22 protein-coding genes and 3 pseudogenes are annotated in these 18,849 nt (G+C 68.1%); 17 read left to right on the forward strand and 8 right to left on the reverse strand.

Features of this window, described 5'->3' with window-relative positions:
* Nucleotides 1-121: DUF933 domain-containing protein (locus BW737_RS08100; RefSeq protein ID WP_143233335.1), on the forward strand; the 121-nt coding region annotated here is incomplete at its 5' end.
* Nucleotides 122-130: 9 nt separating this feature from the next.
* Here the strand turns inward: BW737_RS08100 and BW737_RS08105 are convergent.
* Together BW737_RS08105 and relB are read right to left on the reverse strand one after the other, a co-directional pair.
* Nucleotides 131-415 (reverse strand): type II toxin-antitoxin system RelE family toxin, encoded by a 285-nt coding sequence (locus BW737_RS08105; RefSeq protein ID WP_086614305.1) that lies wholly within the window; start codon nucleotides 413-415, stop codon nucleotides 131-133.
* A complete protein-coding gene (gene relB / locus BW737_RS08110) occupies nucleotides 412-618 on the reverse strand; it encodes a type II toxin-antitoxin system RelB family antitoxin (protein ID WP_257210451.1) in 207 nt (68 codons plus the stop codon). The genes BW737_RS08105 and relB overlap by 4 nt, the downstream gene beginning before the upstream one ends.
* A gap of 201 nt (nucleotides 619-819) precedes the next feature.
* Here relB and BW737_RS18165 point away from each other — a divergent pair.
* Nucleotides 820-951: pseudogene (locus tag BW737_RS18165) on the forward strand (helix-turn-helix transcriptional regulator); the annotation flags it as partial.
* Between the two features lie 265 nt (nucleotides 952-1,216).
* On the opposite strand, the gene BW737_RS08120 reads toward BW737_RS18165, so the two are convergent.
* Both BW737_RS08120 and BW737_RS08125 read right to left on the reverse strand, forming a co-directional pair.
* Nucleotides 1,217-2,311 (reverse strand): type II toxin-antitoxin system VapC family toxin, encoded by a 1,095-nt coding sequence (locus BW737_RS08120; protein WP_086614303.1) that lies wholly within the window; start codon nucleotides 2,309-2,311, stop codon nucleotides 1,217-1,219.
* Complete coding sequence (locus tag BW737_RS08125; RefSeq protein ID WP_086614302.1) at nucleotides 2,308-2,499, reverse strand: hypothetical protein; 192 nt, start codon at nucleotides 2,497-2,499, stop codon at nucleotides 2,308-2,310. The genes BW737_RS08120 and BW737_RS08125 overlap by 4 nt, the downstream gene beginning before the upstream one ends.
* Nucleotides 2,500-2,523: 24 nt before the next feature.
* Here BW737_RS08125 and BW737_RS08130 point away from each other — a divergent pair, with 24 nt between their 5' ends.
* Both BW737_RS08130 and BW737_RS08135 read left to right on the forward strand, forming a co-directional pair.
* Complete coding sequence (locus BW737_RS08130) at nucleotides 2,524-3,357, forward strand: MerR family transcriptional regulator (protein WP_086614301.1); 834 nt, start codon at nucleotides 2,524-2,526, stop codon at nucleotides 3,355-3,357.
* 109 nt (nucleotides 3,358-3,466) lie between these two features.
* Nucleotides 3,467-3,901 carry a GNAT family N-acetyltransferase gene (locus BW737_RS08135; RefSeq protein WP_086614300.1) on the forward strand — a complete coding sequence of 145 codons (435 nt, stop codon included), beginning with the start codon at nucleotides 3,467-3,469 and terminating at the stop codon, nucleotides 3,899-3,901.
* A gap of 44 nt (nucleotides 3,902-3,945) precedes the next feature.
* Here the strand turns inward: BW737_RS08135 and arfB are convergent, their stop codons facing one another.
* Nucleotides 3,946-4,386, reverse strand: a complete 441-nt coding sequence (gene arfB, locus BW737_RS08140) for an alternative ribosome rescue aminoacyl-tRNA hydrolase ArfB (protein ID WP_086614299.1) — start codon at nucleotides 4,384-4,386, stop codon at nucleotides 3,946-3,948.
* A 33-nt stretch (nucleotides 4,387-4,419) separates the two neighbouring features.
* Between arfB and BW737_RS08145 the strand changes: the two genes are divergently transcribed.
* Both BW737_RS08145 and BW737_RS08150 read left to right on the forward strand, forming a co-directional pair.
* Nucleotides 4,420-4,845, forward strand: coding sequence for a hypothetical protein (locus BW737_RS08145; protein ID WP_086614298.1), 426 nt, complete (start codon nucleotides 4,420-4,422; stop codon nucleotides 4,843-4,845).
* A gap of 41 nt (nucleotides 4,846-4,886) precedes the next feature.
* Nucleotides 4,887-5,435, forward strand: a complete 549-nt coding sequence (locus BW737_RS08150; protein ID WP_257210625.1) for a type II toxin-antitoxin system ParD family antitoxin — start codon at nucleotides 4,887-4,889, stop codon at nucleotides 5,433-5,435.
* Nucleotides 5,436-5,476: 41 nt separating this feature from the next.
* Here BW737_RS08150 and BW737_RS19910 read toward each other — a convergent pair.
* Nucleotides 5,477-5,997 (reverse strand): annotated as a pseudogene (locus BW737_RS19910) (DUF4256 domain-containing protein).
* 159 nt (nucleotides 5,998-6,156) lie between these two features.
* Between BW737_RS19910 and BW737_RS08160 the strand changes: the two are divergent.
* The 11 genes and pseudogenes from BW737_RS08160 to BW737_RS18185 all read left to right on the forward strand — a co-directional run bounded on the left by BW737_RS08160 (nucleotide 6,157) and on the right by BW737_RS18185 (nucleotide 17,740).
* A pseudogene (locus BW737_RS08160) lies at nucleotides 6,157-7,127 on the forward strand (diaminopimelate dehydrogenase).
* 89 nt (nucleotides 7,128-7,216) lie between these two features.
* Nucleotides 7,217-7,891 carry an alpha/beta hydrolase gene (locus BW737_RS08165; RefSeq protein WP_086614297.1) on the forward strand — a complete coding sequence of 225 codons (675 nt, stop codon included), beginning with the start codon at nucleotides 7,217-7,219 and terminating at the stop codon, nucleotides 7,889-7,891.
* 66 nt (nucleotides 7,892-7,957) lie between these two features.
* Nucleotides 7,958-8,911, forward strand: coding sequence for a hypothetical protein (locus tag BW737_RS08175; RefSeq protein ID WP_143233336.1), 954 nt, complete (start codon nucleotides 7,958-7,960; stop codon nucleotides 8,909-8,911).
* Nucleotides 8,912-9,167: 256 nt separating this feature from the next.
* Nucleotides 9,168-10,043: a DUF5131 family protein gene (locus BW737_RS08180; RefSeq protein WP_086614294.1), complete on the forward strand. Its 876-nt coding sequence runs from the start codon at nucleotides 9,168-9,170 to the stop codon at nucleotides 10,041-10,043.
* A gap of 106 nt (nucleotides 10,044-10,149) precedes the next feature.
* The gene (locus BW737_RS08185) at nucleotides 10,150-10,539 is read left to right on the forward strand and encodes a DUF1349 domain-containing protein (protein ID WP_086614293.1); all 390 of its coding nucleotides are present in this window, start codon (nucleotides 10,150-10,152) and stop codon (nucleotides 10,537-10,539) included.
* 1,615 nt (nucleotides 10,540-12,154) lie between these two features.
* Nucleotides 12,155-13,294: a TROVE domain-containing protein gene (locus tag BW737_RS08195; protein WP_257210626.1), complete on the forward strand. Its 1,140-nt coding sequence runs from the start codon at nucleotides 12,155-12,157 to the stop codon at nucleotides 13,292-13,294.
* Complete coding sequence (locus BW737_RS18175; RefSeq protein ID WP_257210627.1) at nucleotides 13,237-13,776, forward strand: hypothetical protein; 540 nt, start codon at nucleotides 13,237-13,239, stop codon at nucleotides 13,774-13,776. The genes BW737_RS08195 and BW737_RS18175 overlap by 58 nt, the downstream gene beginning before the upstream one ends.
* A 60-nt stretch (nucleotides 13,777-13,836) precedes the next feature.
* Entirely contained in the window at nucleotides 13,837-14,061 is a 225-nt protein-coding gene (locus BW737_RS08200) for a hypothetical protein (protein ID WP_257210628.1), read from the forward strand.
* A 96-nt stretch (nucleotides 14,062-14,157) separates the two neighbouring features.
* Nucleotides 14,158-14,895, forward strand: a complete 738-nt coding sequence (locus BW737_RS18180) for an SWIM zinc finger family protein (protein ID WP_099330361.1) — start codon at nucleotides 14,158-14,160, stop codon at nucleotides 14,893-14,895.
* Nucleotides 14,892-17,435 carry a DEAD/DEAH box helicase gene (locus BW737_RS08210; protein ID WP_257210629.1) on the forward strand — a complete coding sequence of 848 codons (2,544 nt, stop codon included), beginning with the start codon at nucleotides 14,892-14,894 and terminating at the stop codon, nucleotides 17,433-17,435. The genes BW737_RS18180 and BW737_RS08210 overlap by 4 nt, the downstream gene beginning before the upstream one ends.
* Nucleotides 17,432-17,740: a helicase-related protein gene (locus tag BW737_RS18185; RefSeq protein ID WP_257210663.1), complete on the forward strand. Its 309-nt coding sequence runs from the start codon at nucleotides 17,432-17,434 to the stop codon at nucleotides 17,738-17,740. Before BW737_RS08210 ends, BW737_RS18185 begins: the two co-directional genes overlap by 4 nt.
* Nucleotides 17,741-17,789: 49 nt before the next feature.
* Here BW737_RS18185 and BW737_RS08215 read toward each other — a convergent pair whose 3' ends face one another.
* A complete protein-coding gene (locus BW737_RS08215) occupies nucleotides 17,790-18,011 on the reverse strand; it encodes a hypothetical protein (protein ID WP_086614292.1) in 222 nt (73 codons plus the stop codon).
* A gap of 41 nt (nucleotides 18,012-18,052) precedes the next feature.
* Nucleotides 18,053-18,829 carry a hypothetical protein gene (locus BW737_RS08220; RefSeq protein ID WP_180272136.1) on the reverse strand — a complete coding sequence of 259 codons (777 nt, stop codon included), beginning with the start codon at nucleotides 18,827-18,829 and terminating at the stop codon, nucleotides 18,053-18,055.
* Nucleotides 18,830-18,849: the final 20 nt, after the last annotated feature.

Consider the following 18,849-nt stretch of genomic DNA (forward strand, 5'->3'; position numbering starts at 1 on the left):
CGACGACCTCATGGAGTACGGCTCCATGGCCGAGGTCCGCGCCCACGGGCGGGTCCGCATGGAGGGCAAGGACTACGTCATGGCCGACGGTGATGTGGTGGAGTTCCGGTTTAATGTGTAGCGAGTCGGCTCAGTTGTCATACACCTTGTTGCGGTGTCCGATGGAGAAGACCTCAATCGTGACGATGTCGTCGTGGATGAGCGCGAGGATCCGGTAGGAGCCCACGCGGTAACGCCATTCGCCCGAGCGGTTCGCGGTCAGCCCCTTGCCGAAGGCGCAGGGGTCGGCACACCCATCGAGGTTGTTCTTGATCCAGGTGGCGAGGATCCTGGCGTCAAACCGGTCCATCTTCTTCAGTTGTTTGCGGGCCCGCGTGGTCAACTCGACGCGGTACAGGCTGATCTGCGCGGTCATGAGGCGAGTTCGGACAGGATCTCGTCGATGCTGAAGCGCTCGCCGGAATCCTGTGCGATCGCCTCGCGCAGCTCCTGTAGATCGTAGGAGTCCTCGATCTTCTCCAGGATCGCGGTACGGGCGAAATCGGAGACGGTTACGCCCTCGAACTGGGCGAACTTGCGGACGAGTTCGGCATCCTGCTCGTTCATGCGCACTGTCATGGTGCTCACGGTCGGGTCCCTCTCGTGTTTCGTGAATACATTGTATTCAGGCTGTCGGGTGGCGGCAAGCTGCGACGCTGCAGCGGGGTGCGGCCTCTGCTGCCGACGCCGGAGTTCTTGGGTCGCCCGTGTTGGGTGAGGTGGGCGGAGATTGAGGTAGATCTTCGATGAGCTGAGCCCGGCGATCGGGGCGAGGTCCTGATGGAGGACTTCATTAACGCCTTCGGCATCACGCAGCACAAGCTCGCCGTGTCGATCGGTGTGCCTCCGTGTCGGATCAGCGAGATCGTGCACGGCAAGCGGGCGATTACCGGCTCTTCCGGTTCGAGGGTGTGTGGGCCTGGGGCTCGTGTGTTGATGGACGGTTCGTGCCTTCGCGTCAGGGTTCGTACGCTCTGGTCAGTGATTCGTACCTTCTTGTGACGGTTCGCACGGTGGGGATACGTACCGTCGTCGGAAGTGCCGAAGCGCTGGTGCCAAGTGACGAACCGTCATGCGAAGTGGCGAACCGCCATCCGGGGCGCTCGTGCGGGCACGCCAGGCCTGTGCCTGGGCGGTCATGTCCTGGCCCGGGGGCGTGTTGAGCGGGGCACCAAGATCATCGGTGTGCGTTGTCAATGGTTGCAGTCCCGGTCCGGCGCCCAGGCGGTCCCAACGGCCCCAGCGAATCGTCGCAAGCCGGTACCGCCCAACCGGTATTGACCTCGTCTGCCTGAGAGCGGCCCTGGTCCGGTGAGTACGTCCTCGTGAGCCCGAGAACGACCACCCGCACCGCAGCCCCGACCCCAACCACCACACCCCCAAACCGGAAGAGCCGCATTACCCGGGTGCCGGGCCCGACCTTCCGGGCTATGGCGCAGGCGGCCGTGACCCGGAAGGCGCCCGTCACTACCTGTTCTTCCCCGTGGCGTTGTGGGGCAGGGCGGATGAGTTTCTGGGCCGTGTGGCGGCCCGCAAACGTCCCGACAGGTCCGCGCGGGTGCCCGGCCTGCTGCGCCAGCTCAGGGCAGTGCATGGCTGGGGGCGGCAGAGACCGCAGGAACTGTCCCGGATCGGCCACCCGGTCCTGGTGGTGAACGGCGACAACGACCTCATGGTTCCCAGTTCCAACACCTTGGACCTGGGACGCGTCTGCCCGCCGCCAGGCTTGAGAAGCTCTACCCCGGTGCCGGGCACGGCGCCATCTTCCAGGAGCCGGACCTCTTCGCCTCGCAGGTCCATGCCTTCCTGGACTGACGGAACTACGTTGTCCGGACAGCTTCGTTAATCGGGGCCTGCTCTCCCACGGGTTGGCGACCGTTACCTCCAGCGGCGCGAAGTCCTTGACATTGCGCGTGACGACAGTCAGGCCGTGGACCGCCGCGGTGGCTGCGATCAGTGCGTCGCGCTCCGGTCGCGGGAAGGGGGCGTGCAGGTGTGCGGCGCGGCGGACTGCGGCCAGGTCGACGGGGAGAATCCGGCCCGCAAACGCGTCGAGGAGCCGCTCGTCCAGCCATGACTGCAGCCGCTGCGCCTGGGCGTGATCCCGCCTGTGCATCCTGGCTATACCCAGTTCCACCTCAAGAATCGTAATCACCGAGAGGTGCAGATCCGACGGCCTTCGTGAAGTGACCCATGAGCGCACTTGGGGGTCGGCCCTGCGTGCGGGCTTGCGGAGCTCACTGACCACATTGGTGTCCAGTAGGTAGCTCATAACTCGGGGACCTTCAGACCAATGGACGCCGGCTCGAACTCGACGTCGACGTCGTCATCCATGCTCAGCCTGTCGACTAGTGAGGCGCCTGTCTCCCCGAGTCGGTGGTAGTCGTCAATGGTCAGCAGGAAGTCAGCCGGATTGCCGCGCCCGCACAAGGGGGTGGCGCGCCCCGTTGCATCTGACATGGTGTGAGGATGTCTCATGGCTGCATGGATCACGACGAACGGCTGCTGCGCATCGGACTGTTCTCCAGGCTGGCCGCGATCAGCGTGAGGATGCTGCGCTACTACCAGGAACAGCACGTGCTGGAGCCCGCGGCTGTCGACCCGTTCACCGGGCATCGGTCCTACGCTCCCTCTCAGCTCACCGACGCGCACTGGATCACCCGACTGCGTGACGCGGACATGCCGGTCAGCGAGATCGCCGAGATCATGGCCAACCGTGGTGATCCGCAGCGTGTGCGCGCCATCATGTCCGCCCACGGCGACCGCCTCGCCGCCGAGCAGGAACGCCTGGGGCGCGTGAGCGCCGCATTTGAACGGATCAACGCCTACCTCAAGGAGTCGACCATGGACATCAACGTCCGCCAGATGCACATGCCCGCCATGACGGTAGCGGCTCTGCGCCGCGTGCTGTCGTCCTACAACGACGAGGGCCAGCTGTGGCAGGAGGTCGTGCCGCTGATGGAGCGCAGCGGTCTGGTGCTGCCCGAGCACGACGAGGGACTGGGTGGAACCACCTACCTCGACCCGGAGTACCGGGACTCCGACGTCGACGTCGAGGTCTGGATCAGGGTCCCCACGCCCTTCACGCCGGTGGCGCCGCTGGAATGCCGTGAGGTGCCCGCGCGCGACGTCGTGGTTGCAACCCTCCACGGCAGCTACGACGGCATGCCCGAGGCCACCGCGGCGATTGGCGGCTACATCGCCGCTCACAACCTGCGCACGGGACCCATGTTCAACATCTACCGGGTCGGCCCGGCGCACAACCCGGACCCTTCCACCTGGGTGACGGACGCGTGCTTCCCGATCATTGAGGAGTGATCGCGCCTCAAAGCGCAACACCGGCGGTATTGACACCACCCGACCGGCGAGGCTCGCACGGGCCCAGGGCAATATATGCGGTCAGGGGTCGCGCCCTAGAATCCCCGTCATGGGAGAGCTGACCTACCTCACCGGCCGCGGCGCCGTCGCGCCCGACCAGATCGAGGGCATGTTCGTCGGTTGGCCGTCCCCTCCCTCCGCGGCGCAGCTGGTGGCGGTCATGGACGGCAGCTACCGGCGCGTCTGGGCGCTCGACGGCGACCGCGTCGTCGGCTACATAAACGCCATCAGCGACGGCGTGCTCAACGTCTTCATCCCCTGGCTCGAGGTCCACCCCGACTATCAGGGCCGGGGGATCGGCGCGGAGCTGGTGCGCCGACTGCTCGCTCAGCTCGGCGACATGTACGCCGTCGACCTGTGCTGCGATCCGGAAATGCTGCCGTACTACGAAAGGCTCGGCTTTGCCCGCCTGGCCGGCGCGGGTCTGCGCAACCCCGGTGCGCTCACGGGTGAGAACACGCCGCAGACGCTCTCGGATCTCTGAGACCGCTCGGCCGTACCCCTGCCGCCCGGCAAGCGCCTGTGCCGCTACTCGGCGGGCGGTCGGCGCCGTAGGGTCTTGACCTCCGCCCGTCGTCGTTTGGCTGCCAGGCGACGACGCTGGGAGCCACGGGTGGGCTTGGTGGCCCGGCGCGCCACCGGCGATGCCAGCGCGCCCCGCAGCAACCCCGCCAGGCGCTCCCGCGCCGCCATCCGATTGCGGTACTGAGAACGGTGCTCGGCGGCGGTAACCGTGAGCACGGTCCCGGTCAGACGCTCATTCAGGTTCTGCAGGGCCCGCCGCCGCTGCCGCGCGTCGAGTGCCGTCGTCGTCGCCAGGTCCAGGCTCAGTTGTACGCAGGAGTCGGCGGTGTTGACGCCCTGGCCGCCGGGTCCGGAAGCATGCGTGAACTGTTCGCTCAGCTCCGCCGCCGGCACCGTCAGCCCCCGCGGACAGCCCGGGCCGGGCGGGATCGACAGGTCCTTCATACGACCAGTGTGCGCCGGGCATACCCTGGCCGCATGTCGCCGGCTCCGCAGACCCCGCTCGTGTTCACCGCCGCCGGGCGGCACGCACTGGGCCTGGTGGCCCGCGAGGCCCGCGCCGACGGCGTCCGTGAGATCCTCGCGCCCCGCGTGCGCTGCACCGCCATGGCCGTCCCCTTCGAACTCGAGGGCCTGCACGTCACCGACGTCGACTGTGGCCCGGCCGGCCTGCTCGAACCCGGTGCGCTCGCCGCCGCGCTCGCGGCCTGCAACCGTCCGCCGCTGATCCTGCACGCCGAGCCTTCGGCAACCGGGCCGACGGTGAACTCCGCGCCGCTCTGGCCGCCGCCCGCCGCACCGGGGCGCGCGTCGTCGCCGACGTCACCCACACTGCGCTGTCGCGTGCCGGGGAGCTGCTTAACGACGCCAGCCCCGCAGACCGCCCCGACGCCGACTACCTAGTCGCCAGCCTGCGCAAGCTGCTGCCTATTCCACTCGGCGGCGTGGTCTGCGGGCTGGCCCGCTCGCCCGAGCTCTCCCAGGACCCCGTGAACGCGGATCTGGCCGCCGTCGCCGAGATCGCCGAACGCCGCCCCGAGGCGCCCGCGCTCAAGGACGCCGTCGAGGACCTACTCGACGTCGCCTGGGCCCCCGCACCCATGCCCGGCGCGATCCGCACTCGACTTGCCGCGCCGGAACTCGACGTCGAACTCTCCCGCCGCCGTGCGTGCCTGGCGCACCTGCACGACGCCGTCGCCGACCTGTACGTCATCAACCCCGGTGCCGCCTATCCGCCGGTGATAGCCCACCCCCGGGCCGCCGCCATTCGCGCGGCGCTGGCCCGCGCCGGGTACGCCCTGCCCCTGCACTGGACCGGCGCCACCGACGGCCTCGTGGCCCTGCCCGACGATCCGCGGGCGATAGGCATCGTGCGCCGCGCGGCGGAAGCATCGGCGTTGCGTGAGGCGCTTGCGGAAGGCGAGGCGAGTGGGCCTGCTGAGCCCTTCGACTTTGATGCCTTCATTGCCTCCAAAACCTCAAAGACGGCATGAGCGTCTATCGGCTGACCCCGGCCGCGCGCTGAGCGCGACCGCTACACCCGCAGAACGCCGCGCCAGCCGCGCGCACCGTAATAGGACTCGGCGCCGTTGTGGTAGACGAAGACTCGGCCGAAGCGGCGGTCGCCGAACAGCGCCCCGCCGAGGGCGCGCACCTCCGGCGGCGTCGCCAGCCAGGTGGAGGTCTTCAGGTCGAACTCCCCGAGGCTCTGCAGATGGTGGTACTCGGCCTCGCCCATCAGTTCCACGCCGAAGGCGCAGCCTCGCCCGCGGCGCTGCCCCGCGGCGGATTCTTCTTGCGGGAGCGCAGCGCCTCCTCATCCAGGCACAGGCTGCGCCGGCCCGCGGGGGACTCGGCCGCGCAGTCGTAGAAGACGAAAGCGTCCGCCTGCCCGTCGTAGCCGACGACGTCGGGCTCCCCGCCCGTGTCCTCCATGCGCCTGAGCGCGGCCAGCGCCTCGGGGCGGGCGGCCAGGCGCGCGGCGACCTCATCCCAGGAGATGCCCTCGTGCCGCTGCGGGTGCGCCTCGAACCGTTCCCTGAGCACGTCGATCATGTCATCCCCCTGCTTGCGCTGTGCCAATGGCGGGACACATTGTCGCTTACGCGTACGTGCCAAGGTGAAGCCGCAGGGGGACCACTTCCTGGCCTGTCACACGGCGGCAACACGGCCGCTCTCTAGGATCGCCCCGAAGCAAGCACACCAGGAGGAAGCATGATCAGGGTAGCGATCAACGGATACGGCAACCTCGGACGCGGCGCCGAGCAGGCCATCACCAAGAACGAGGACATGGAGCTCGTCGTCGTCTTCACCCGCCGCGATCCGGCGTCCGTGACCACCCAGGGCGCCCCCGTCGCCCACGTGGACGACATGCCCGCCTGGGCCGACAAGATCGACGTCTGCCTGAACTGCGGCGGCTCGGCCACCGACCTAATCGAGCAGACCCCGGCGGCCGCCGCCCTGTTCAACACAGTCGACTCCTTCGACACCCACGCCCGCATCCCCGAGCACTTCGCCGCCGTCGACGCTGCCGCCAAGGCATCCGGCACGTCGCCCTGATCTCCACCGGCTGGGACCCGGGCCTGTTCTCCATGCTGCGGGTCCTGGGCGAGGCCGTCCTGCCCGACGGCGCCACCACCACCTTCTGGGGGCCCGGCGTCTCCCAGGGGCACTCCGACGCCCTGCGCCGCATCGACGGCGTCGCCGATGCCAAGCAGTACACCCGCCCGGTGGAGGCGACCGTCGCCGCGGTCAAGGCCGGTGACGACGTCGAGCTGACCACCCGCTCCATGCACACGCGCGACTGCTACGTGGTGGCCGAGGAGGGTGCCGACCTGGCCCGCATCGAGCGGGAGATCAAGGAGATGCCCAACTACTTCGCCGACTACGACACCACCGTCACCTTCATCACCGCCGAGGAAATGGCCGCCGAGCACGCCGGCATCCCGCACGGCGGCACCGTCATCCGCCGCGGGCACACCTCCGACGGGGTGGCCGAGACCGTGAACTTCGAGCTGCAGCTCGACTCCAACCCGGAGTTCACCGGCTCCGTGGTGGCCGCCATGGGGCGGGCGGTGGCGAAGCTGGCCGCCCGCGGCGAGTCCGGCGCCCGCACCGTCTTCGACGTGACGCTGGCCGACCTGTCCGCCAGGACCCCCGAGGACCTGCGTGCCCACTACCTGTGATGGAGGCAGGCTCGCCCGGCGCCCTCTTCGCTAAGGCGGCGGCGCCGGGCGAGTTACGCCAATAGGCTGGCTTTGTGGTAGGCGAGCAATTGCATGAGGATCCCGCCCTCGGTGACGTCACCATCTGGGGTGATCCGGCGCCGCGTGTCTTCCTATGCGTTCACGGGGCGGGCGGTTCGCGGCGCGACGCCGAGGGATTCGCTTTGCGTGCCGCGCAGGCCGGCTGGCAGACCGTCGCCTGCGACCTGCCCGAGGGACTACTGCCCTGGGACTGCGTGCCCTACCTGCGTGACCTGGCGGCGCGGATGCGGCGGCGATGGCCTGTGCTGGGGCTGCGCGCCACCAGTATCGGGGCGTGGCTATCCCTGATCGCACTGGGAAATGAGCGCCTGGAGTTGGCCCTGCTGCAATCCCCAGCGCTGGACATGCTCGGATTGATCGAGCAGATGCTGCACCAGGCGGGCGTAACGCGCGCCGAGCTGGCCCGGCGGGGTGAGATTCCCACCAATGCGGGAGCACTCTCCTGGCGCTATCTCACCTACGCCGAGGCCAACCGCGTGACCGTCTGGGGTACGCCGACAGCGGTCCTCATAGGAGAGCGGGATGAACTGCTTCCGAACCAGTCCGTGGAGAGCTTCTGCCGCCGCTTCGGCGCCGAGCTGACCGTGATCGAGGGCGGTGGGCACTGGCTGCACGCGCCACGGGAACTGGCAGCCGTGGCGCGGTGGGAAACGGAGGCTCTGGCGATCGCCCGCCGAGTCTGAATCCTGTTACTCCACCGTGCCGTGGCTGCCATGCCGTCTCCGGCGGGCGCGACATAGGGTAAACGCATGAGCAACCCAGTGTCTCCTGAACCCCAGTCCGGCGTTCCCGCCGACTCCGTTCCGCCTTCATCCGCCCAGCACGGCGCTCCGCAGCAGAGCGCTTCCGAGCCTCAGCAGCAGGCATACGGTGTTCCACAGGCGCCGCAGGTTCCACCGGTTCCCCAGCAGGCATACGGCGCCCCGCAGCAGCAGGCCGTCCCGGCCGCTGCCCAGCCCGGCTTCCAGCAGCAGGCTCAGGCGCAGTTCCAGAACCTCCTGGCCAAGCCGAGCCCGCACTTCCCGACCAATGTGCGCAATATTCTCGGCGGTTTGTCTGCAGCCTCCGTGCTGGTGACGCTTCTGGCACTGTTCACGCCATTCGCCTCCATCTCCTTGTGGGGTTACTCCGACTCGGTGTCCCTGGCAGGGAGTCAGGATGGGGCCTTCTTCTGGATCCTGCTGGTGGGCACCATCGCTGCCACGGTCCTGGTCTTCCTCCAGGAGAAGGTCGCCAAGGGGGTCATGTGGGTCATTCCGGGCGTCGCCATCGTCGGCACCCTGCTGAGCCTCGCTGAGCTGTTCGGAAACAACGAGGCCTTCGACTACGGTGCTTCCCGCGGCTTCGGCTACTTCATGGTCCTGATCGACCTGATCCTCTTCGTCGCGATCGCCATCTACTCGATCATGTCCCTGATCAAGAAGGACGCTGCTGGGCCGGTTCCGGCTTACCCCGCCTACGGCGCCCCGCAGCAGCCCGGTTATGGTCAGCCGCAGGCACCGCAGCCGCAGGCGTATCAGGCGCCGCAGCCGCAGGCTCCACAGGCATTCCAGCCCCAGCAGCCGGACTACGGTCAGCCGCAGGCACCGCAACCGCAGGCGTACCAGGCGCCGCAGACCCCGCAGCCGCAGGTACCGCAGGCATTCGAGCCCCAGCGGCAGACCGATCCGCAGCAACCGGCAGACGGCCAGCCGCAGGCCTGAGCTTCTAAACGCCGCACTCGCTGCTCGACACAGTCCGAACGCGCTCCTCGCCACAAACCGGCGAGGAGCGCGTCGTCGTCGGGGCAGACTGACTCCAAGGTTTCACCGCGGCCGCCGATTCCGTGATGCGCGGACGGCCGCCGGCACCATTATCATTTAGCGTCGAATCGATGCGAATCGCCGGCGCCTTGGTCTACCTGCCTGATGGCCGAGCACCCGGGCCAGAGCCTTCGGCTCTCGCCAGGAGAGGAGGAACGTGCACGACGCCTGGAATCCCTGGCACGGCTGCCGTCGCGTCTCCGAGGGTTGTGACCACTGCTTCATGATGTTCCGGGACGCCTCCTGGGGCGTGGACGGCGAGGTTATTCGCCGCGTCGGCCCCGCCGGCTTCCGCTACCCGCTCGCCGTGGACCGCACCGGCGCCTACAAGGTCCGTGCCGGGGAGATGCTGCGTGTATGTATGACCAGCGACTTCTTCCTGCGCCAGGCCGACCCCTGGCGTGAGGAGGCCTGGGACATCATTCGCGCCCGGCCGGATGTGAAGTTCTTCCTGCTGACCAAACGCCCCCACCGCGTCGCCCGCTGCCTGCCCGAGGACTGGGGTGATGGCTGGGACAACGTCATGCTCTCGGTGTCCGTCGAGAACCAGCGCCGTACCGATCAGCGCCTGCCCGTGCTGCTCGACCTGCCCTTCGTTCACAAGGGTGCCATGGCCGCGCCCCTGATCGGTCCCATCGAGTTGTCCCGCTACCTCGCCGACGGACAGATCGAGCAGCTGATCGTGGGCGGGGAGAACTACGGCGGTGCTCGGCCACTCGACGTCGACTGGGTTCGCTCCCTGCGGGCACAGTGTCAGCAGGCGGACGTGTCCATGACCTTCATCGAGACCGGCTCCACGCTGATCAAGGACGGACGCACCTATTCGATGGGTTCCAAGCGCAACCAGTCCGTGCAGGCGCACCGTTCCGGCCTGTCCTACGCCGCGCGTAGCCGCCGCCCCTGGCAGCTGCGCGCCCCGCTCGGCTGGGAGATCCCCGCCGCCGAGCTGCACGTCCCCAGGTTCGACGGCAACTGCTTGGAGTGCGGTTCCCGTCCCATCTGCAACGGCCTGTATCGGGGACGCTGTGCCTGACTCGGTTCCCATGGGTCAGCTGACCTCGGTGCGAGTAGACGGGTTTCAATGAGGGTCTGTATGCCGCCGTACGCCCCGGCAGGCGTGCTCGGGGAAGGGGCGTGTCATGATGACGCTTCCCTGGTCCGCAGGCCGCTGGCTGAACCCGCCCGCCGCCGTCGAGGACAGGGGTGGGGACCTGCTGGTCACCGCTGTGGAGGAATTCGACGCGTGGCGGCGCGTCAGCTACGGGTTCATCGCCGACACCGCTCACGCCTTGCTGGCCCCCTTGGAGCAGAACACTGCGGTCGAGGTGGACATGGTCGCGGCCTTCACCGCGGACTTCGATCAGCCCGCCATCATGGTGCGCATCGACGCCGAGAACTGGAGCAAGGCGGGTATAGGGGCTCTTCGCGTTTGCGGGTGTGGTGCGGGTGCTGGTGTCGGTGGTTGGCGTTGGCCGGTGTGCTCGCTGGGTGGTGTTGTTCGGGCTCCTGTGGTGGTTTTGCACACTTGAGCGGTGAGTCCTGAGGGGGAATCCGCGTGATTGCGCGGATTTTACCTGCGACCCTGGTGTCATGACAGTGCTCCAGTGTGCAGCGCGGGGCCCGTTGCACACTGGAGCGATGCCACAGGAATCGGGCCCAGCAGCAATTTCCGCGTATTTCCAAGGGAAACCGGGACTTGGGTGGGCTTGCCCGAACGGCCCTTGTGTGCAAACCCCCGGCGCCGGCCCGGCGCCGCAGGACAACGCGAAGCTCCGGAACGCGCACGGCACCGCCGAACCCGACCCCCAATCACAACCAGCCCCGGCCGTCCGACGGCGCCTCATCGGTCCGAAAACCTCCTCCCGCGCCCGACCACGACTCCCACACCACACCCACGAGCCGAAACCATCACACCTGCAAACCTGAGGAGCCATCAAAGGGGTACTCGCTCCAGTGGCTATGGCAGTAGCTCGAGATAGCGCTTGCGCTCCGGCATCGAGTGGATTATGATTTCATGCCCGTTGAGGAAGATCAACGCGGCGGTTCCACTAGTCTGGTTGCCGCGTCAAAGCCAAGGCGTAGTTCTCTATGGGCCAATCGTCGTCGTCCAAAGGTTCGATCCACAGTGCCCAACTCGCGGCGTGGACGGCATGGTCGGGGTGATGCCGTGTTTGCTTGCGGAAGGGTGGGCCTTCATGCCGCAGAGGCCGTAATGGCCTGTCGGATGAACTCGGATCTGTTGATTCTGGCTCGGGTGGCCTGTGTGTCGGGGGTGGTTGACTGGGTATCGGGTGGGCGTTAAAGTCCGGTTGTTCGAGCGGGCCGGAGATGGTCGGTTATCGGACCGGCAGGTTCGGGGTTCGAATCCCCGTCGGCACTTCGTCGGTAGCTCAAGGATAGAGCGGCCGGCTCCGGTCATCGCGCCACGCCCGTTCGGACGCCTGTCTCTATTCACGCCTGTCCTTGCGCGCACGCGCCCGGGGCTTATGGCGCGTGACGGCTTGTGAGCGCGCTACCCAGGTGCGCGTAAGGCGTTTTTCTGCATGCTCAGTGGCGGACCCGTGTGCTAGTTCACCGTGGGCTGCGTGGCGGTTGGCGCAGGCGGCGTCAGGAACACGAGTTTGCGTCAGGAACACGAGCTTTGGAGGTTTACACGTGCTTGGCGCATGCAAAGCTCTAGAACTCGTGTCTTTGAGAGCAACTCGTGTGCGAGATGCGGGTCGAAGTCGGGGGCTCTGCGGTGGTCCGCGCTGTCCTGCAGTAGTGTGTCACCTCACAAGATCTGTAATGGAGGTGGGTTGAGCTCCGGTTGTGTAGGGGTCTACACTCCTGCGGGTCGGCCGTGGTCGACATACGCGAACGGCGTGCCGGCGGGCCGGAAGGTCTTCGGTTATCGGAATTAGTTGGTTCGACCCCAGCCCTCCTCGGAGGATCCGGAGGCCGAACACATGCCCCGCATCGCCGTTCACGTAGTCATAAGGCGGGCGCGCTCCTGCGCCCGCCCGGGGTGGCGGCGGGCCGAAGCCGGTCGGTTATCGCTCTCGAACAGCGCGGTTGACACCGCTTGTCCGGCGGGCAAGAACACGTCCGCCGCCACCCAGGTGCACATCCGTCGCCGGAAACAGGAAAGGAAGGGAAGAAGAAATGGACATCTTGAAAGGCATCAGCATCAGGCGCACGCCGCAGAGCCGCCCGGCCACCACCGGCCAGGTACGCAACTCCGCCGGCGGCTACGCCTTCGCGCTCGACGACGCCGCCCGTTTGCGCCGCTTCCTGATCCTGGGTGTGGACGGCGGCACCTACTACACCGATGCGCAAACGCTGGCACTCGAGAACACCGAGGTCCTGCGCCGGCTGGCCGCAGACGACCCGCAGGGCCTGGTGACCACGATCACCGAGGTCTCCCTATCCGGTGCTGCTCCTAAGCAGAACCCGGCCCTGTTCGCCCTGGCCTATGCGACCTCTGTGCCCGAGGCCCGCGACGCCGCACTGGCCGCGTTGCCCAAGGTGGCCCGCACCGGAACGCACCTGTTCACCTTCGCGACCTACGTGGAGCAGTTCCGCGGCTGGGGGCGTGGCCTGCGCCGCGCCGTCGGCTCCTGGTACACCGCCCGCGACGCCGATGCTCTGGCCTACCAGGCGGTCAAGTATCGCCAGCGCGACGGCTGGACGCACCGCGACCTGCTGCGCCTGGCGCACCCGAAGGTCGACGATCCCGCACTGCGCGCCACCCTCGACTGGATCGCCCACGGCACCGTAGGCGAGGAGACCCCCACCCTCATAGAGGGCTTCGTCAAGGCCCGGGAGGCGGACGCCACCCGGACCGACGCCGCCGCCACCTGGGCGCGGATCGTGTGCGACTACCACCTGACCTGGGAGATGCTGCCGGATGCGGCACTGACCCGGCCCGAGGTCTGGGAGGCGCTGCTCGACGTCGGCGTGCCGCTGACTGCGCTCATGCGGCAGCTGCCGCGTCTGACCCGGCTGGGTCTGCTGCCCGCCATGGGTGGTCGCACCGATGAGATCGCGGGGCAGCTGACCGACGCCGCCCGCCTGCGCGCCGCCCGCGTGCACCCGGTGAGCCTGTTGGTCGCCCAGCGCACCTATGCCTCCGGGTTCTCCCGTCGCGGCAAGGCCTCCTGGACGTCGACGACGAAGGTCGCCGACGCCCTGGACGCCGCCTTCTACGCGCCTTCGGCGCCGTCGAGCCCGCAGGCAAGCGCACCATGCTCGCCGTGGACGTCTCCGGCTCCATGGGCATGCCCATCTCCGGCATGGCCCTGACCGCCCGCGAGGCGGCGGCCGCCCTGGCGCTGGTGCAGTTGGCCACCGAGCCGGGCTCCGCCGCCTTCGCCTTCACCAGTGCTCGTCCGGGATACTGGCAGCCGGCTGCCATGGCGCCGCTGGACATCAGCCCCCGGCGTCGTCTGGACGACGCGCTGAAGGCGGTGGACGCGATGCCCTTCGGCGGCACGGACTGCGCACTGCCCATGCTGTATGCGACCGAGCACGACCTGGAAGTGGACACCTTCGTCATCTACACCGACAACGAGACCTGGGCCGGTGACATCCACCCGTTCCAGGCGCTGCGCCGCTACCGCGAGCACAGCGGCATCTCCGCCCGCCTCGTCGTGGAGGGAATGACCTCCACGGGCTTCACCATCGCCGACCCGGACGACGCGGGCATGCTCGACGTCGTCGGCTTCGACACCGCGGTGCCGAGCCTGGTCACGGAGTTCTCGCGGGGGCTCTCAAATGGGCTCTGACCCGCTGCGCACAGTGCGCAACCGGAGGGCGGCCGTCCCGGACGGGGACGGCGCCCTCCGGTGCGCTCAACGGGCGTGTCCGACCCGCTGGCGGCCAGGGCCGCCGAGTTGCATGCCCAGGCCCTCGAGGCCGATGCCCTGGCCGCTCGCTACCGGGCCGAGCGCGACGAACTCATCGATCGGCTCCGTGCGGCCGAGCCGAAGCGTTGGTCCTACACTGCGCTCGCCCAGGCGCTCGGCTGCAGTCGGGAACTGATCGCTCAGATCGTGCGTCGACGGCGCTGAGTAGTTGGGGTGGCCATGCGGGGCGCCCAGGCGTGGAACCCTGCGCACCGTTATGTCGGCTCGCAACGTGTCGGACCCCGCCCGTATGGTGAAGGCATGGCCCGAGAGATCACGCCCGAGGACTGGCCGGCACGGGTGACCGATGCCGAGATCGCGGCTGTGGTCGGCCAGGCTGCGTTCGGTCGCGGACGCCGCTACGCGGAGCAGGGACGGGTGGCCAACCTCTCCGTATCGGGCAACGGTGAGATTCTTGCCGCCGCGGTGCGCGGCACGCCGGGGCGTATCTATCAGACCATGGTTTATGCCCGCCTCTCCGGCGAGCGGGTGAAATGGTCGGGCACTTGCTCCTGCCCGGTAGGCGGGAACTGCAAGCACACGGCCGCCCTGGTGCTGACCGCCCGCCGCCTGGCGACTGCCCCCTCCGCGCCGCCAGGCGACGCCGACTGGGAGCGCCGCCTGACCCAACTGCTGCGCACCCGGCCGACCGCGCGCCGGGCCGTCGCCATCGAGGTGGTCGATACTGAGGCCGCTGGCCACGGTGCCGCCTCCCGTCGCGCCGGTCGCTTCGGATCCAGCATCACCCAGCCGGGCCGCCTGCACCTGCGCCCACTGATTGCCGGCAAACGCGGCTGGGTCAAGCAGGGCATTTCCTGGCGTGGCCTCACGAATGGTGACTTGACCGGTGAAGTGGCACCGGATGTGCTGGCCGCCCTCACCGAGCTGGCGGTCATGGACCCTACGGCGACCTCTACTACACCAACTCCGTCATCGATCTGGGCGCACTGCCGGCCCGCGTTTGGGGCGCGCTGCGGCGCGCGGTCGCCGCCGGGGTGACGCTGACAACGGCCCAACACAGCGGCAACCCGGTACGCATTCTGCCTGGCCTGCGCGCCGGCGTCGGAGTCACCCGCCAGCCGGACGGTACCGCCCTGATCGCACCGGCATTGGACCTCGACGGCGTCGCGGGGCTCAAGCCAGGCGAAGGACAGCACGCCGAGGCCCGGGCGCTGGGCAACCCCACGCACGCCTATGCGCTCATGGGTGCCGACGGCGCCCTCAACCTCATGCCCTTGGAGCCGCCCCCGGGCGAGGTGCTGGGCCGACTGCTGACGCGCAATGAGCAGCTCACCATTCCCGCCGCGGACGTGGGCCGCTTCGAACGCGACCACCTGGGGCGGCTCGCCGCAGCCGTGCCCATCATCGAGCTCGATCCCGCCCTGCATGTGCCCGACGTCGGTGCGCCGGTTGCGGTGCTGCACGTGAGTCACGCCGCTCGGCATCACGCCGAGACCTCCTGGTCAATCCGCTACGTGACCGCATCCGGAGTCAGCTGCGGCGAGGTCGCCGTCGGCAGTCTTACGGAACTCCTTGCCGACCCCGGGCCTGCGGAATGGCAGTGGCCTGCCAGCACCTCCGCCACGGCGGGAGCGAGCGCCGACGGCGAATCCCGCACCACGTCGCTCACGGAGTCCGGACCTGGTCGGGATCATGGCCAGGTCCCGGCAATCCGCGATGCCGCGAGCGAGTATGCCCTCGCCCGCCGCATCATCGATGCCTGCGCGCCACTGGCCCCCACCCACGGGCCGCTGTGGCGGCCGGGTCACTTCACCGGCATGGACACCGCCCGGCTGATCACCCAGGCCGTGCCCGCACTGGAGGCGATCGACGGCGTCGTCGTCGAGGTGAGCGGGCAGGTGCCCGACTATCGGGAGGCCGAGGAGGCCCCACTGATCACCACCGACGTCGCCGAGGACGAAGAGAATCCGGACTGGTTCTCCCTGCGGGTGCGCGTGAAAGTGGGGGAGGAGGCAGTGCCGCTGGAGCGGCTGATGACGGCGGTCGCCACCGGTGCGGACGAGGTGCTGCTCGACTCAGGCAAGTGGATCAACCTGGCCAACCGCCCCGAGATCGTGCGCCTGGCCCGGCTCATGGAGGAGGGCCGCGACCTGCGCGACCCGCAGGCCCACAGCGCCGGCGACCTTTCGGTCACGCCCTTCCAGGCGGGCCTGTACGCCGAGCTGGAGCAGCTGGGCGTTATCGGCCAGGAGGCCCGGCGTTGGCGCGAAGGCGTCGGGCGGCTCCTGGCCGTAATGACCGCGGCCGACGGCGCCGAGGGGAACAGCACTTCTGGCGGTGCGGGCGAGCCGCACGCCGCCGACGTCGTAGACGCGCCGGTGCCAGCGGGACTGCAAGCCGAACTGCGGCCCTACCAACTGGACGGCTACCGCTGGCTCGCTCTGTTGCAGTCCACCGGGCTCGGCGGCATCCTCGCCGATGACATGGGCCTGGGCAAGACCCTCCAGGTGCTCGCCGTCGTCCAGCGCCTGGTGGAGCAGCGGGCGGCAGAGGGTGCCACACAACCGGGCGGATCGGCGTCGGACGGCCGCGCACCGGCCGACCCGGTGCTGGTAGTCGCCCCCACCAGCGTCGTCGGCGCCTGGGCGGAGCAGGCCGCCCGCTTCTGCCCCGAGCTGCGCGTGCGCACCATCACCCGCACCCGCACCAAGCGGGAGGAAGACCTGGAGGCGATTCGCTCCGCCGCCGATCTGGTGGTCACCAGCTACACCATCGCCCGGATCGAGGAGGAGGACTTCGCCGCCGTGGACTGGGCATGGGCGGTGCTGGATGAGGCTCAGTTCGTGAAGAACCACAACGCGGTCACCTACAAGGCCGTGCGGCGCCTGCGTACGCCGTCGACGGTGGCGATCACCGGCACGCCGCTGGAGAACTCGCTGATGGACCTGTGGAGCCTGGCGTCAATCACTGCCCCCGGGCTGTTGCCCGGCCCCGACCGCTTCGCCGAGCTGTACCGACGGCCAATCGACCGCGGAGACGACGCCGCTCTGGCGGCGCTGCGTGCCCGCATCCGTCCCTTCATGCTGCGCCGCACCAAGGAGGCCGTTGCCGCCGAGCTGCCCGCCAAGAACGAGCAGATCCTGGCGGTGGAATTGGCGCCCGCACACCGACGCGCCTACGACCGCCGGCTTGCGCGTGAACGGCAGAAGGTGCTGGGACTGCTTCAGGAGGACACCTCCCAGTCGCGTTTTACAGCTCTGAAATCACTGACGATCCTGCGGCAGATGGCGCTCGACCCGGCGCTGGTCGAGGGGCCCGACGCCCAGAACTCTGAGACCAGCCGGCGGAGCGGGCACACGGCCAAGGTCGAGGTGCTGCTGGAGACGCTGCAGTCGGTGCTCGCCGAGGGGCATCGGGCCCTGGTGTTCAGCCAGTTCACTCGGTACCTGAGTGGGGTGCGCGAGGCGCTCGAGGCCGCCGGCATGAGTACCGCCTACCTGGATGGCACCACCACCAATCGGCAGGAGGTCATCGACGCTTCCGGGGTGGGGGCGCCGACGTCTTCCTCATCTCGCTGAAGGCCGGTGGCTTCGGGCTGACGCTGACGGAGGCCGACTACGTGTTCCTGCTGGATCCATGGTGGAACCCGCAGGCCGAGGAGCAGGCGGTGGACCGCACCCACCGTATCGGCCAGGACCGGCCCGTCATGGTCTACCGGTTGGTGTCTGCCGGGACCATTGAGGAGAAGGTCATGGAGCTTAAGGAGAAGAAGGCCGAACTGTTCGACCGTGTGGTTGAGGCTCCGCCGATGCCGCGACAGACGGTGCGGCCAGTGAGTCAGCAGCGCACGCCGGGGCGACGCCGGCCAGCCGCACCCGCCTGACCGCCCAGGAGATCCGCGATCTGCTTGATGCGAGCTGATCAAGGTCCGGCTAGGAGGTGGGCTGGTAGGCGACGACTTTGCCGGACTGATATGTGACAAGGAGTAGGTCGTCGGACAAGATATAGGTTGCGAAATCATCGAACGAGCCGAGGGGAATCAGCTCTGATGAGCGCCCGGTGAGCATGTCCACCAGCATCAGGTAGCGCTTGTCTCCATCCTGTACGCTCAAGCCTTCGACCTGGCCGTAGCCAGAGTAGAACAGCGCCTGCACGGGGAAGGTTCCCGTGCACTCGCCACCAGGTTCTGCATGGGTCAGGGCATTGGCCTCGCCGAGTGCGACGTCATTACCGTTGACGGTGATTGATTCGCAGTCCGAGTCTGTCTGCGAGACCGTATAGGTGGCGGGAGCCCAAGAGAGGTCGAGGTCTTCCAGCCACAGCCGAGCCTGCTCCCGAGTGAAAGGCGTTGGCGACCAAGGATACTCGGAGAAGTCGTACCGGTGGTCGGATTCGAATGAATCACTGGGGGTGCCGTCGAGCTCGTACAGGTGAAAAGTGGTGGCTCCGTTGAACCATCGCCCTCGTATGTCAACCAGCCGTCGTTCAGTTTATATGGGAGTGCGTACTTCTCGCCGTCAAGTCGGTTCATGTTCCCGGTCTTCAAATCGACCACGAAGAAGTCCTCATACTCAATCGAACTGACGATTGAATAGTCGTCGGCGAGGGAATACCACATTTCCACGGCGGCGTCGGTGGGAAATTCTGTCTCCCACAGCTTCTGGGAGGGGCTCGACCAGAACTGACAGGTGGTGTCAACACAGGCGACCGCGCCGTTTGACATGATCGTCACGCTGGCGTCGGCGTCCCAGGGTGCGTCGCTGCGCGCTTGGGAATCAATGTCTATGAACGTGTTCTCGATGATGATTTGGCGGTCCCAGAGCGCCGGCCAGACGACGGTGTCGGTAACGTCCTGCGTGGTCTCCCACAGTTGCTCGGGGTCATCCCCGGAGATGTCGTACACGGTGATGGTTGCGGTGCTGGATGTACTGGCTACACGCACCAGCCGATCCTCAAGGGAGGCTGTGGACAACGTTTTGCCGTAGGAATTGG

Source organism: Actinomyces ruminis (genome assembly GCF_002154335.2).
Lineage (GTDB): Bacteria > Actinomycetota > Actinomycetes > Actinomycetales > Actinomycetaceae > Actinomyces > Actinomyces ruminis.

What these genes read in the sequence shown, in the direction of transcription:
- BW737_RS18180 (WP_099330361.1), top strand. Translation starts at nt 14,158, where the DNA reads ATGGCCCGAGAGATCACGCCCGAGGACTGGCCGGCACGGGTGACCGAT.
- BW737_RS08125 (WP_086614302.1), bottom strand. Translation starts at nt 2,499, where the DNA reads ATGTCAGATGCAACGGGGCGCGCCACCCCCTTGTGCGGGCGCGGCAAT.
- BW737_RS08185 (WP_086614293.1), top strand. Translation starts at nt 10,150, where the DNA reads ATGATGACGCTTCCCTGGTCCGCAGGCCGCTGGCTGAACCCGCCCGCC.
- BW737_RS08195 (WP_257210626.1), top strand. Translation starts at nt 12,155, where the DNA reads ATGGACATCTTGAAAGGCATCAGCATCAGGCGCACGCCGCAGAGCCGC.
- BW737_RS08120 (WP_086614303.1), bottom strand. Translation starts at nt 2,311, where the DNA reads ATGAGCTACCTACTGGACACCAATGTGGTCAGTGAGCTCCGCAAGCCC.
- BW737_RS08130 (WP_086614301.1), top strand. Translation starts at nt 2,524, where the DNA reads ATGGATCACGACGAACGGCTGCTGCGCATCGGACTGTTCTCCAGGCTG.
- BW737_RS08145 (WP_086614298.1), top strand. Translation starts at nt 4,420, where the DNA reads ATGTCGCCGGCTCCGCAGACCCCGCTCGTGTTCACCGCCGCCGGGCGG.
- BW737_RS08135 (WP_086614300.1), top strand. Translation starts at nt 3,467, where the DNA reads ATGGGAGAGCTGACCTACCTCACCGGCCGCGGCGCCGTCGCGCCCGAC.
- BW737_RS08105 (WP_086614305.1), bottom strand. Translation starts at nt 415, where the DNA reads ATGACCGCGCAGATCAGCCTGTACCGCGTCGAGTTGACCACGCGGGCC.
- relB (WP_257210451.1), bottom strand. Translation starts at nt 618, where the DNA reads ATGACAGTGCGCATGAACGAGCAGGATGCCGAACTCGTCCGCAAGTTC.
- BW737_RS08175 (WP_143233336.1), top strand. Translation starts at nt 7,958, where the DNA reads ATGAGCAACCCAGTGTCTCCTGAACCCCAGTCCGGCGTTCCCGCCGAC.
- BW737_RS18175 (WP_257210627.1), top strand. Translation starts at nt 13,237, where the DNA reads ATGCTCGCCGTGGACGTCTCCGGCTCCATGGGCATGCCCATCTCCGGC.
- arfB (WP_086614299.1), bottom strand. Translation starts at nt 4,386, where the DNA reads ATGAAGGACCTGTCGATCCCGCCCGGCCCGGGCTGTCCGCGGGGGCTG.